This window comes from Rossellomorea aquimaris (genome assembly GCF_000935355.1).
Classification (GTDB): Bacteria; Bacillota; Bacilli; order Bacillales; family Bacillaceae_B; genus Rossellomorea; species Rossellomorea aquimaris_B.
On the sequence record NZ_JXZC01000015.1, the window covers coordinates 20,026 to 33,458 of the forward strand.

Sequence of the window (13,433 nt, forward strand, 5' to 3'; positions counted from 1 at the left end):
ATCCTGCTTCTGATCAAGATTTTACTTAAGACCTTTTTCCCCTTTATAATAAGCGTTACGATGACAAATGTCGAAGCTAAATATATAAGGAGAGTTCATTCTATGATAAAAATGTTTACAACACAGTTAACTGGACTGTTCAAACGCATTTATGATAAGCAGGAATTCGAAATTGAAGACGGTGCACGCCTGCTGGCCCAAGCTGCCATCGGACAAGGGAATATTTACATAAAGGGTTACGGGGAAATGGAAGCTGTCACAGCCGAGGCTTTGTTTGGAGCCGAGCCGCTTCCTTCTGCTAAAAGGTATGAAAGTTCCACCCAACTGACGGAAGCTGATCGTGTATTGATCGTCAGCCGCTTTTCAACTGATGAGAATGCTGTAGAGCTAGGGAAAAAACTGGCTGATGAAGGTGTGCCATTCGTGGTTGTCTCTGGATTGGTAGAGGGTGAAGAGAACCTGGCGGATTTAGCCGATGTTCACTTGGATACGAAAGTGATCAAGGGCATGCTTCCCGGTGATGAAATCGGTGAGCGTGTGAGCTTCCCATCCAGCATGGCTGCCCTTTATCTTTACTTTGCCCTGGGGTTTGTGATCCGTGAGATGTTGGAGGAGTATGAGGAATAATTCCCCTGTAAAAGAAGGAGAGGCATCCAAATTGGATGCCTCTCTTACATTCTTCAAGCCCCGCGCTTCTTGGCATGCACATACGTCACCGCCAATGCCAATACCAGGACGCTTCCTTTAATAATTTCAAATGCATAGTACGGCAGATTCATCATCGTCAATCCATTCAAGAGGACCCCGATCAACGCTGCGCCAAAGAAGGTTCCAAGGATATTCGGTTTTCCCGCCCCCAGGACGGAAAATCCGACAAACACAGCGGCGACTGCTTCCATCAGGAGAGGGGCACCGGCATCCATCTGTCCTGACCCGACACGGGCCGTGAACAGGATTCCTCCAATCGATGCAAATACACCTGAGAGAACGTAGGCAATCAATTTTACCCGGGTCACCCTGACACCCGATAAGCGCGAAGCTTCCGCGTTACCACCTGTCATATACAAAATGCGCCCCCATCTCGTGAAATGCATGATAACATAGACGATTCCGACCAACACGAGCATGATCCATACCGGTACCGGCAAACCGAGCCACTTTCCCTGGCCGATCCAGAGGAACGCTTCTGAAAATTCCCCCGGGGCAGTCCCGCCAGTCGTCATCGGCATATTATTGTAAATCGAGTATCCTTCTGTATATGTCCGATGAACACCTGAAATGATATACATGGCCCCTAAAGTAGCAAGCAAATCCGGAATGCCAAACTTCACGATCAATAACGAATTGAATAACCCCACTCCGGCTCCCACCAACAAGGGAACAAGGAGCACGATCCACAGCGGCGCTTCATACCAGACCATCAAAGAAGCCGTCACAACGGTAGACAGGGAAACTGTCGATCCCACTGATAAGTCAAAGCCGTCGACGACGAGGGTAAAGGTTACCCCCAATGCCACCAATGTGACGATGGAAATCGAGCGCAGAATGTCTGATAGATTTCCGTATGTGAAGAAAAACGGATTATAAAAACTGAAGAAGATGAGAATGACAGCCATCAAACAGATAGCCCCGTATTTAAATAGTAAGTCGAGTATTTTGCCTTTCATGTGCTTCCGTCCCTCCTGAAGCATAAAACAATATGAGTTCTTGAGTTGCTTCTTCTTTCGTCAGTTCTTTGACGATCCGGCCATCGTACATGACGAGTATGCGGTCCGAGATCGCCAGGATTTCTTGTATTTCACAGGAAAAGTAGAGGATGCCCCTCTCTTTTTCTGCAAGGGATTGAATGAGGGAGAAGATCTCCTTCTTGGCTCCGATGTCCACACCCTTCGTCGGTTCATCAAACAAGAACACTGTAGCTTCATCGGATAGCCACTTTCCGATTGAAACCTTTTGCTGGTTACCTCCACTTAAAAAGTTTGCTTGGATCCCTTCATGAGCGGTTTTAATTCCAAGGGATCGGATTTTTTCACGAGCCAGCTGACGTTCTTTCCTTCCGTTGATCCATAACCAATTGGAGATATTCCCCAAGGAGGGGAAGCTTAGGTTGTGCTGAACGGATTCATGAATGAACAATCCCTCTCTTCGCCTTTCCTCAGGTACAAGCGCCAGCCCATTTTGTACCGCATCTCGTGGAGAATGAATACTGAGCTTCTTGCCTTTCAGAAAATGGTCACCCGATACTACCTGAGATGCTCCGAATAGGGCTTTGGCGAGCTCGGTTTTCCCTGCCCCCACGAGTCCGACCACTCCGACTACTTCACCTGCCTTCACGGATAAATGGATATCCTTCAGCTTTTGTCCGTCCGCAAGTCCTCTCACTTCGTAAAGCGTTTCACCAATCGGCAGCGTTCTTTTCTGAAACTCTTCTTTATATGTGCCTCCAAGCATCGCTTCAATGATCTTATGGGAGGTTGTTTCGTTTGTTCCGTACGTTCCAACCGTCTCTCCGTCCCTCATGACTGTGATGCGATCCGAAAGCTGAAAGACTTCAGGGAGCCTGTGAGAGATGAAAATGATCCCTACTCTCTCTTTCTTTAAATCTTCTATGACACGGAATAATTTCTCTGTCTCGGAAGAGCTTAAAGGGGCAGTTGGTTCATCTAAAATCAATACTCTCGCTTTTTGAAGCAGGCTCCTGGCAATGAGGACCAGCTGTTTTTCAGCGAGACTTAAGCGTGACGCAGGCTGCCCAAGGGGGATGGTTTCTGCCCCGATCCGTCTAAGCGCCTCCAACGCCTCTTTCTTTAATGACTTCTTGGTGATAAAAAAGGAGCCTTTTTGTGAAAACTGATCAAGGACGATATTTTCGGCTACAGAGAGTTCAGGGACAATGGCCGTGTCCACTTCCTGGTACACGCAGTGGATGCCATGTTCCTTCGCTTCTTTCGGAGATTGATAGTCTCTTTTTTCAGAGTGAAGGATGATGTCTCCGCTGTCTTGCAAATAGGCTCCCGATAGAATCTTCATCAGTGTACTTTTTCCTGCACCATTCGCCCCCAACAGGGCATGAACCTCCCCCTCTTTCACATCGAAGCTTGCAGCCTTAAGGGCTTTCACTCCTGAGAAGGTTTTATTGATATCAATCATTTCCAACAGTGGAGACGTCATCTCTTCTAACTCCTTTCTACTCTGTGAACGATCCTTCAAGCTTTTTCAATTCATCTGTATAGCCTTGCTCACTTGCTCCCCAGCCATCTACATGCTCGTGCAATTGATCTGTGGTGATCGTTTCTTCAGGCAATGCTTCTTTTTCAATAAAGACCGGCTCAAGCTTTACTTTCTCAGGCGTTTCTTCGCCATTTAGCTTTTGATATAAGAAGCGGACCTGCACACGGCCGATATCTTTCGGATCGACTGCTGCCGATGCCACCCACGGGCTTCCATCTTTTTGAATGATTTGGAGGTCCTCATCACTCATATCGATACCATATACTTTGATTTCATCTCTCCCTGCCGCTTCGATTGCCCGAACGGCGCCTTTTGCAAATTCATCCCAAGCAGCCCAGACAGCATCGATGTCACCTTTGTTCGGATACTGTTTCAATATGGCCTCCATTTGAGCCTGTGTATCCAGTGCTGTATTCTGAGTAGCCGCTCCAAATGCTGCCACCTCTTTGATATCAGGATTTTTTCCTAAAAATTCCTGGTAGGCAACCTGGCGTCTTTCCATCGGTGCAAATCCTGCAACCCAAATCTTCACGATCTCACCTTTGCCGCCAAGCTCATCAGAAAGCTTCGTCAAGGTTTGTTCAGCCATTTGCTGATCGCCTTGCTCGAGGACCGTCACCCCTTCTGAAGCAACATCCGCATCGAATACGACAACGGGAATGTTTTGTTCCTTCGCCTTTTCCACCCCAGATTCCAGCGCTTCTTTCGTACCATGATCGATGAGGATCCCATCAAATTTTTGATTGATGGCCGCATCCAGGTTGGACGACATTTTTGCCAGATCTCCTTCAGATGTAAACACTTGAACTTTACCGCCAAACTTCTCTACCTGCTCCTTGACACCTTCTATGTATTGAGCGGAAAATGTCCCTAAATTGATCTGCATAATAAGGGCGATCTTTTTATTGGCCAATGGATGATCGGACACTGCTTCCTTCTTTTCTCCACTGTCCGCGTCAGCCTCCTGTGAAACCTTTGGCTGACAAGCCGCCAAACTGAAAATAAGTGCGAGTAATACGAGTAATGATGCCGTTTTTTTCATCTTTCTTTTCTCCTCCCGAGGTCATATGCCTCAATTTTTCAAATAAAAAAACCCCTTTTCCCAAGAGAAAAGAGGTTTATGTATAAATAAACGTACTCTTATCACTCAGGAAATTCTTCCTGCAGGTCTTAGCACCTTTCCGTGTGTACGGTAGGTTGCCGGGCGTCATCGGGCCAGTCCCTCTGCCAACTCTTTATAAGAGATTATGAAATTTGGTTGTGTTCGCTTTTGCTATAATCGCTATATTAACGATATGTGGGAATATTGTCAATATTCTTTTTAGGAATTTTTCTATATAGGATTAAAGAGGGTTGAGCGAAATTTGTCACTATTTGTAGAACGGTTTATATCGTGAAAGTTAGGTTGATAAATTGAAAATACGGTTGATAATTTTGGATTTCGGTTGATAAATCTCAATAACGGTCGATAAATCCCGATTCCCCTTAAAAATCGGCCACCCAGCCCACAAAAAAACCGCCCTCCCAAACCAGGGAGAGCAGTTCCAAACAAATCTTATTTCTCACCATAAGCAAGTGATGCTTCCACGAAGTCTCTGAATAGAGGCTGCGGGCGTGTCGGGCGTGATGTGAATTCAGGGTGGAATTGAGATGCGACGAACCATGGGTGGTCGCTTAGCTCGATGATTTCCACAAGACGGCCATCCGGACTTGTGCCTGAGAAGATGAAGCCGGCTTTTTCCATTTGCTCACGGTAGTGATTGTTGAATTCGAAGCGGTGGCGGTGACGCTCGTAAACCACTTCTCCATCGTAGGCTGCATAGGCTTTTGAACCTTTTGTCAGCTTACACGGATATAGACCAAGACGCAGTGTCCCGCCTAGATCTTCGATATCCTTTTGTTCTGGTAAAAGGTCGATGACCGGGTATGGCGTTTCAGGATTCAGCTCAGCCGAGTGAGCTCCTTCAAGACCAAGAACATTACGTGCATATTCTACGGATGCAAGCTGCATACCAAGGCAGATTCCAAGGAAAGGAACCTTGTTTTCCCGGGCATATTGAGTCGCAGCGATTTTCCCTTCCACTCCACGGTCACCGAAACCGCCTGGTACAAGGATTCCATCTACGTCTGCAAGTTTTTCTGCTACGTTTGCGTTGTCGATGAGCTCAGAGTTCAACCATCTTACTTCGATGTCGCTATCGAAATGATAGCCGGCGTGACGAAGGGCTTCCACTACTGAGATATACGCGTCCTGTAATTCAACATATTTCCCTACCAGGGCGATTCTTGTTTTACGAGACAGGTTTTTCACGCGATCAACGAGCTCATTCCACTCGGTCATGTCTGCTTCGTGGCAATTAAGTTTCAAGTGCTGACATGTGATTTCATCAAGCTTTTGATCCTGTAGCGCAAGTGGCACAGAGTATAGTGTATCTGCATCCATTGCCTCGATTACAGCATTTTTATCAATATCACAGAATAACGCAATTTTGTCTTTCATGTCTTGAGTCATTGGCATTTCTGTACGCACGACGATGACATTTGGCTGGATACCAAGACTGCGAAGCTCTTTTACGCTATGCTGAGTCGGTTTTGTTTTCATTTCACCCGCTGCTTTAATGTAAGGTACAAGTGTACAGTGGATATACATCACATTGTCACGGCCTACGTCGCTCTTGATCTGGCGAATCGCTTCAAGGAATGGCAGAGATTCGATATCCCCTACTGTTCCACCGATTTCCGTGATCACGACATCTGAATTGGTTTCGCGTCCAGCGCGGTATACGCGTTCTTTGATTTCGTTGGTGATGTGTGGGATAACTTGTACCGTTCCACCAAGATAATCTCCGCGACGCTCTTTCTTCAGTACAGTTGAATAGATTTTACCCGTCGTCACAGAGCTGTATTTCGTCAGGTTAATGTCAACGAAACGCTCATAGTGACCTAAGTCAAGATCCGTTTCCGCACCATCATCTGTTACAAATACTTCACCGTGCTGATATGGACTCATCGTTCCCGGATCCACGTTGATGTATGGATCAAACTTCTGGATCGTGACGCTCACTCCACGGTTTTTCAATAGTCTTCCAAGGGACGCTGCTGTGATCCCTTTCCCTAGTGACGACACTACGCCGCCTGTTACGAAAATATACTTAGTCATGTATATGTCCCCCTTCAAAGTAAGTTTGTTTCAAAAAAAGTAGAGGGTGTCTCTTATGTAGTTATGTCATGAATTTATCTTGTTCAAAGAAGGACAAGTCCATTCCACAAAAATAAATTCATCTGCATAAACAGCTAAAAGACAGCCTCTCATTATCAATATACATAAAAATGTAAGGGGTCTTTAAAGAATCGATCCGCTACACAAAAAGGTTTAGGTTAAACCCCAGTATGTCAAAGCATTCTTTTTAAAAAAATAAAAAACGCCCCGCTTACAATCATGTAAGGGGAGCGTGATATACGTTATTCGTCCCTTTTTAGGGAGCCCAAATAAAATACTACCTTCCTGTGAACAATAAGTCAAGCACAGAATAAGGATAGAATTTTCAATCATTTCGGGCATATTAAAAAGCTCCCCGAAGGCAAAAAACCTTTTGGGGAGCCATTTCAATGAAAGAGATTATTTCTCTTCCTCATCTTCTTCAAGATCCTCTTCGTCTTCATCTTCATCGACTTCATCGAATTCATCGATTTCGAGTTCTTCTTCGTCTTCATCGATATCCAGATCTTCGTCTGCATCGTCAACGACATCCACATCGTCATCATCATCTGTCAGATCATCGTCATCGTCCGTGTCATCAAGATCATCGTAATCAAGGTCTTCATCGTCCAGATCATCGAAATCATCCAGATCCAGATCGTCTTCGTCTTTTTTCTTCGATTTTTTCTTCTTGCTGGATTTCATCGTTGGAACGGTTTCTTCCTCGATTTGATCAACCGGGTACCATTCTCTTAGTCCCCAACGGTTATCACCCATGGCAATAAAGCGTCCATCGATATTCAGGTCCGTGTAAAATTGAAGTAAACGGCTGCGAACCTCTTTATCAGAGATTTCAAGCAAACCTTTGATTTCGCTCACTACTTCTTCGAAAGCTATTGCTTGCTTTTTCTCTACTAAAATTTCATGTGCCAACTCAATGAATGATGTTTGACGTAATTCTTCTTTGGATAACTGCTTAAGACTCACTTTACGCACTTCCTTTCTCTATTTCACACTCTACTAAGTAGAGTAAAAAAGGGCAAAAATTCTCCATTATCAATTTTAACCATATTAATCATTATAAACAATATAAAAGACTTTATGCTATACCTATCTAGTTTTTCTCGCATTTTTTTCACAACTGGCGTCAAGATGGCCTTCCACCTTCCCATTCTTCTTCTTTATCACCATTTCTGATCATACGGAAAGCTTCATAGAAAAGATAGAAAGAGAGTAGAAAAAAAGGAATCGCCCCTAATTGCAATTGATATAGAAGTACAGCTGCGAATATGATGATGGTCAATAGTATATAACGAAAAATGGTCTTCACAGTCTCACATCCAAACGTATGTATCGTTCTTACCCATTCACTTATCTGACAATTCTCATTATATAGGAAATGATACACGACTACTATTAAGATCGTGTTAAAAATTGGTTGATTTTGTTTTAAGGATAGACGATTTGGGGACTTTTTAAACTTATTTCGTTTATTTGTCCTATAGTTATTGATTAGCCTGCAGAAGAGCCACCAGAAAAAGAGACCACTGCACCCCCACAGTAGTCTCATCTTCTTCATGATTTGTTTTACATATTACGACGGTACTGTCCGCCAACTTCGTATAGGGCGCGTGTGATTTGGCCGAGGCTGGCTACTTTCACCGTTTCCATGAGCTCTTCAAAGATGTTTCCTCCGTTGACGGCCGCTTGTTTTAAGCTGGTCAGTGCTTCTTCGGATTTGTCTTTGTGCTGTGATTGGAAGTCTCGCAGATTATGAATTTGTGTTTCCTTTTCTTCTTTCGTCGCACGTGCAAGCTCCATGCTGTCCATTTCTTCCTCTGAAGGTGGATTCGGGTTAAGGTACGTGTTCACTCCCACGATCGGAAGTTCCCCGGAATGCTTTTTCATTTCATAGAACATGGATTCCTCTTGGATTTTCCCGCGTTGATACTGGGTTTCCATGGAACCAAGTACCCCGCCGCGGTCATTCAGGCGATCAAATTCCGTCAGGACCATTTCCTCAACCAGATCGGTCAGTTCTTCGACGATGAACGATCCTTGAAGCGGATTTTCATTTTTTGATAGTCCGTGCTCTTTCGTGATGATCATCTGGATTGCCATGGCACGGCGAACGGATTCCTCCGTCGGTGTCGTGATGGCTTCATCGTAGGCATTGGTGTGCAGGGAGTTACAGTTATCCTGTAATGCCATCAAGGCCTGAAGCGTTGTACGAATATCATTGAAGTCAATTTCTTGGGCATGAAGAGAGCGGCCTGATGTTTGAATATGATATTTCAGCTTCTGACTGCGTTCATTGGCACCATATTTATCCCGCATCACCGTTGACCAAATGCGGCGGGCCACACGACCGATCACCGTATACTCAGGGTCCAGGCCGTTTGAGAAGAAGAAGGATAAGTTTGGTGCAAAGGCATTGATATCCATTCCGCGGCTCAAATAGTATTCCACATACGTAAATCCGTTCGCCAATGTGAACGCAAGCTGTGAAATCGGATTGGCTCCCGCCTCCGCGATATGATAGCCGGAAATCGATACAGAGTAATAGTTTCTTACTTTGTGATCGATGAAGTACTGCTGGATGTCACCCATCATGCGAAGGGCAAATTCAGTCGAAAAGATACACGTGTTTTGTCCCTGATCTTCTTTTAAAATATCTGCCTGCACGGTTCCCCGCACGACTTGCAGCGTTTGCTCCTTTACTTCCACATATTCTTCCACCGTCAGCACACGGCCCAGTTCTTCTTCTTTCATACGGATCTGCTGATCGATCGCTGTATTCATATACATTGCCAGGATGATCGGTGCAGGTCCATTGATCGTCATGGAAACGGACGTAGAAGGAGCACATAAATCAAAACCGGCATAGAGCTTTTTCATATCTTCAAGGGTACAAATGCTTACACCGCTCTCCCCTACTTTTCCGTAGATGTCAGGACGGTGGTCCGGATCTTCACCATATAGCGTTACTGAATCAAACGCTGTACTCAGGCGTTTTGCATCATCATCTTTTGATAGATAGTGGAAACGGCGGTTCGTCCGTTCAGGAGTCCCTTCACCGGCAAACTGACGCTTCGGATCTTCCCCTTTTCGTTTAAAAGGAAATACTCCTGCTGTATAAGGGAATGAACCTGGAACATTCTCTTTATACACCCAATCCAAAATTTGACCATAATCTTTGTATTTCGGTAGGGATACTTTCGGAATATCAAGTCCTGATAAGCTCTTTGTCTTTAATTCAGTGACAATTTCTTTATCACGGATTTTTGTGATGAACTGATCTTTGCTGTAGGTTTCCTTCAAAGAGTCCCATTTCTCTAAAATCTGTTTGGATTCTGCTGTTAATTTGTTTTCGACTTCATCTTTCAACGTCTGAAGGGAAGTCACGACCCCATCATTTGTTTCTTTTTCGCTGACGGCTTCGATTGCCCCTTCCAGCTGGAACAGTCGGCGGGCCAGGTTCACTTGCTCTTCTGCCTTTTTGTGATAGTTCCGGACGGTTTCCGCAATTTCACGCAAATAGTAACGACGATTGTTTGGAATGATGACGTTTTGCTTTTCAACGTCCACGTCCTTGGAGAAGCTTGTTTTCCAATCCAGCTCCATTTTCTTGTTCACCGTTTCGATGATCGCCGCAAATAGTGCATTCGTACCCGGATCGTTGAACTGACTGGCAATCGTCCCGTAGACCGGCATGTCATCCAAGTCTTTATCAAAAAGCAAGTGGCTGCGCTGATATTGCTTCTGAACCTGACGTCTTGCATCCTCGGATCCTTTGCGCTCAAATTTATTGATCACGATCAGGTCTGCGAAATCAATCATATCGATTTTCTCAAGCTGTGACGGAGCCCCGAATTCACTTGTCATGACGTACATGGACATGTCACAGATTTCAGCGATTTCCGCATCCCCCTGCCCGATCCCGCTCGTTTCGACCACAATCAAATCATAGCCTGCTGCTTTCACCACATTGATCGCGTCTTTGATGGCGAGTGAAAGCTCTGTTTTCGATCCTCGGGTTGCGAGACTACGCATATAGACGCGCGGATTGAAGATCGCGTTCATACGGATACGATCCCCGAGAAGGGCTCCGCCTGTTTTTTGTTTCGTAGGGTCAATGGATAAAATCGCGATTTTCTTTTCAGGAAGTTCATTGATGAAACGACGGATCAGCTCATCCGTCAAGGAACTCTTCCCTGCTCCACCTGTACCCGTGATTCCCAGTACTGGTGCTTTCTTCGCTAAACTCTTAATCTCCGAGAATACCGTTTGAGCCGTTGCGGCGACTTCTTCGTTCGCCCCCACTTGATATTCAGCAAGTGAAATCAGCTTGGAAATCGTGTTTACATTACCAGAAGAAAGCTTTTCAACCTCTTGGTTCACGCTTCCTTTAATCGTTGGAAAATCACATTCCTTGATCATGTTGTTGATCATTCCTTGAAGACCATGCTTTCGGCCGTCTTCAGGTGAGAAGATGCGGGCAATGCCGTATTCATGGAGTTCCTTGATTTCACGAGGAATGATCACGCCCCCGCCTCCGCCGTAAATGCGGATATGGGACGCCCCTCTTTCTTTCAAAAGATCGTACATGTATTTGAAATATTCAACGTGTCCACCCTGGTAGGACGAAATCGCGATTCCCTGTACATCCTCCTGTATGGCAGCATTGACGACTTCCTCAACGGAGCGGTTATGCCCCAAATGGATAACCTCCGCTCCACTTGCCTGGATAATCCGACGCATTATATTGATCGACGCATCATGTCCGTCAAATAGACTCGAAGCCGTGACAAAACGAACATGGTGCTTTGGTTTATAAATTTCAACCGTGCTCATATTACTCCCCCTGTTCTCCCTTGTTTTTCAAACCCTATGACGCCTGCAAAAAGTAATTCGATTTGAAGATTGATGTATTCATCGAGTGTAAAACGCTTTTGCAGTGCCCAGCGACGGAATCCCCACATCTGTCCCTGGACGAATACGTTTTGTGCCAGCATATGGATCTGATCTTCATCAAGCTCAAGCTTTCCGCTTTCCACGCATCCAATGATGAGGTCTTCCACCATCCCCACCATTTCAAGTTCCTTACGCAGGACATATGGAAGGGCATCCTTCGATAAAGATTTCGCCTCCTGATACATGACCAGGACTTCATCCTGCATCCGGTCCATCACTTGAAAATAGTGCGCAATCCCAAGCCTTAAGCTCTCAAGAGTGCCTTTTCCGACATCCAGCTCCTCAAGCTCCAACCGAACCTGCTCATAAATGCTGTCACACACTAAATACAAGACATCTTCCTTTGTCCGAATATATTCATATAGCGTTCCGATACTGAATCCGGCGGCCTTCGCGATCTCTCTTGTCGTGGTGCGATGAAACCCCTTTTGTTTAAATAGAGAGACGGCCCCGCGAATCATCTGATCACGCCGCTTTTCCACTAAACGCTCATCCTTAACCGAAGCATGAACTTCCCTCTTCTTATTCAAAACAACCGACCGCCTTTTCTATCCGATTCTCCCATTGACCCCATTACAACACCACCTGCCTCATCCCCCAACAAAGCAGATGGCCTTCTATCTCTCTAACCCAATATCCATACATTCCGGGCCTGGCACCCTTACGACGCCTTCAATCATACAAACCCCTTTACGCCACGAAGCATCTCAGGGCCCATCGGGTGCCTGACACGCTTCAAGACGACCAGGAGATCCTCACCAAAAATCCCCTCATATCAAACCCCTACTTCGTCACCATCCGCGAAATAACCAATCTCTGAATCTCCTGTGTCCCCTCATAAATCTGAGTGATCTTCGCATCACGCATATAACGCTCCACCGGATAATCCTTCGTATACCCATACCCACCAAAGATCTGAACCGCTTCCGTCGTCACCTTCATCGCTGTATCCCCGGCCATCAGCTTCGACATCGCCGATTCTTTTCCATATGGGAGGCCTTCTGACTCAAGCCACGCAGCTTGATAGGTTAATAGACGGGAAGCTTCGATGGACGTCGCCATATCGGCAATCTTGAATGAAATCCCTTGGTTCGCTGCAATCGGCTTCCCGAATTGCTCACGCTCTTTTGCATACTCCACAGACGCATCCAGGGCACCTTGGGCAATCCCGACTGCTTGAGCGGCGATTCCATTACGGCCGCCATCAAGTGTCATCATGGCAATCTTGAATCCATCGCCTTCGTTTCCAAGCATGTTTTCTTTAGGTACCTTGCAGTCTTCGAATACAATCTCAGTCGTTGGAGATGAACGGATTCCGAGCTTTTTCTCTTTCTTCCCTACAGAGAACCCTTCAAAGTCTGCCTCTACGATGAACGCACTCGTTCCACGCTGACGCTGGGAAGGATCTGTCAATGCAAACACGATATACGTATCGGCGATTCCACCGTTCGTGATGAAAATTTTAGAACCGTTCAATACGTAATGGTCGCCTTCTAAACGAGCCGTCGTTTTCATGCCTCCTGCGTCCGAACCTGAACCCGGCTCAGTCAGACCGTAAGCACCGATTTTCTCACCTTGGGCCATCGGGCGAAGGTATTTCTGTTTTTGTTCTTCTGTACCGAATTTGTAAACCGGCCAGCCTGCTAACGATGTATGAGCGGAAAGGGTTACCCCCGTTGACGCACACACTCTTGATAACTCTTCAACAGCGATACAGTACGCTAAATAGTCACTTCCGATTCCACCATACTCTTCAGGCCAAGGAATCCCCGTCAGCCCAAGCTCAGCCATCTTCTTGAATAAATCCATATCGAAGCGCTCTTCCTCATCACGCTCAGCAGCAGTAGGTGCCACCTCATTCCGCGCAAAATCACGCACCATCTTACGTATCATTTCATGCTCTTCCGATAATTTAAAATTCATCTCAATTCCTCCTCTTATCATCAACATACCGGGTCTGGCACCCTTACGATGCAAGCAAAGCAAACAAACAAACCCCTTTACGCCACGAACATCACTATCAAGATCG

General features: G+C 45.8%; 10 protein-coding genes and 1 riboswitch. Of the genes, 1 reads left to right on the forward strand and 9 read right to left on the reverse strand.

The features are described from left to right. Positions 1 to 102 precede the first annotated feature (102 nt). A complete protein-coding gene (locus tag TV75_RS20115) occupies positions 103 to 627 on the forward strand; it encodes a DUF2529 domain-containing protein (RefSeq protein ID WP_044340567.1) in 525 nt (174 codons plus the stop codon). 53 nt (positions 628 to 680) lie between these two features. Here TV75_RS20115 and TV75_RS20120 read toward each other — a convergent pair whose 3' ends face one another. From TV75_RS20120 to TV75_RS20160, 9 genes are all read right to left on the reverse strand, one after another. Then, positions 681 to 1,667: an ABC transporter permease gene (locus tag TV75_RS20120; protein WP_044340568.1), complete on the reverse strand. Its 987-nt coding sequence runs from the start codon at positions 1,665 to 1,667 to the stop codon at positions 681 to 683. Continuing rightward, a complete protein-coding gene (locus TV75_RS20125) occupies positions 1,636 to 3,171 on the reverse strand; it encodes a sugar ABC transporter ATP-binding protein (protein WP_044340569.1) in 1,536 nt (511 codons plus the stop codon). Before TV75_RS20125 ends, TV75_RS20120 begins: the two co-directional genes overlap by 32 nt. 16 nt (positions 3,172 to 3,187) lie before the next feature. Beyond that, positions 3,188 to 4,273, reverse strand: coding sequence for a sugar ABC transporter substrate-binding protein (locus TV75_RS20130; protein ID WP_044340570.1), 1,086 nt, complete (start codon positions 4,271 to 4,273; stop codon positions 3,188 to 3,190). A gap of 95 nt (positions 4,274 to 4,368) precedes the next feature. Then, a riboswitch (SAM riboswitch) is annotated at positions 4,369 to 4,475 on the reverse strand. A 311-nt stretch (positions 4,476 to 4,786) separates the two neighbouring features. After that, entirely contained in the window at positions 4,787 to 6,391 is a 1,605-nt protein-coding gene (locus tag TV75_RS20135) for a CTP synthase (protein WP_044340571.1), read from the reverse strand. 459 nt (positions 6,392 to 6,850) lie between these two features. Further along, the gene (rpoE, locus tag TV75_RS20140; RefSeq protein WP_044340572.1) at positions 6,851 to 7,417 is read right to left on the reverse strand and encodes a DNA-directed RNA polymerase subunit delta; all 567 of its coding nucleotides are present in this window, start codon (positions 7,415 to 7,417) and stop codon (positions 6,851 to 6,853) included. A 160-nt stretch (positions 7,418 to 7,577) separates the two neighbouring features. Next, positions 7,578 to 7,760, reverse strand: coding sequence for a hypothetical protein (locus tag TV75_RS20145; protein WP_044340573.1), 183 nt, complete (start codon positions 7,758 to 7,760; stop codon positions 7,578 to 7,580). Between the two features lie 257 nt (positions 7,761 to 8,017). Further along, complete coding sequence (gene icmF, locus TV75_RS20150) at positions 8,018 to 11,284, reverse strand: fused isobutyryl-CoA mutase/GTPase IcmF (protein ID WP_044340574.1); 3,267 nt, start codon at positions 11,282 to 11,284, stop codon at positions 8,018 to 8,020. Further along, positions 11,281 to 11,934, reverse strand: a complete 654-nt coding sequence (locus tag TV75_RS20155) for a TetR/AcrR family transcriptional regulator (RefSeq protein WP_044340575.1) — start codon at positions 11,932 to 11,934, stop codon at positions 11,281 to 11,283. Before TV75_RS20155 ends, icmF begins: the two co-directional genes overlap by 4 nt. A gap of 253 nt (positions 11,935 to 12,187) precedes the next feature. Beyond that, positions 12,188 to 13,327 (reverse strand): acyl-CoA dehydrogenase, encoded by a 1,140-nt coding sequence (locus tag TV75_RS20160; RefSeq protein WP_044340576.1) that lies wholly within the window; start codon positions 13,325 to 13,327, stop codon positions 12,188 to 12,190. Positions 13,328 to 13,433 lie beyond the last annotated feature (106 nt).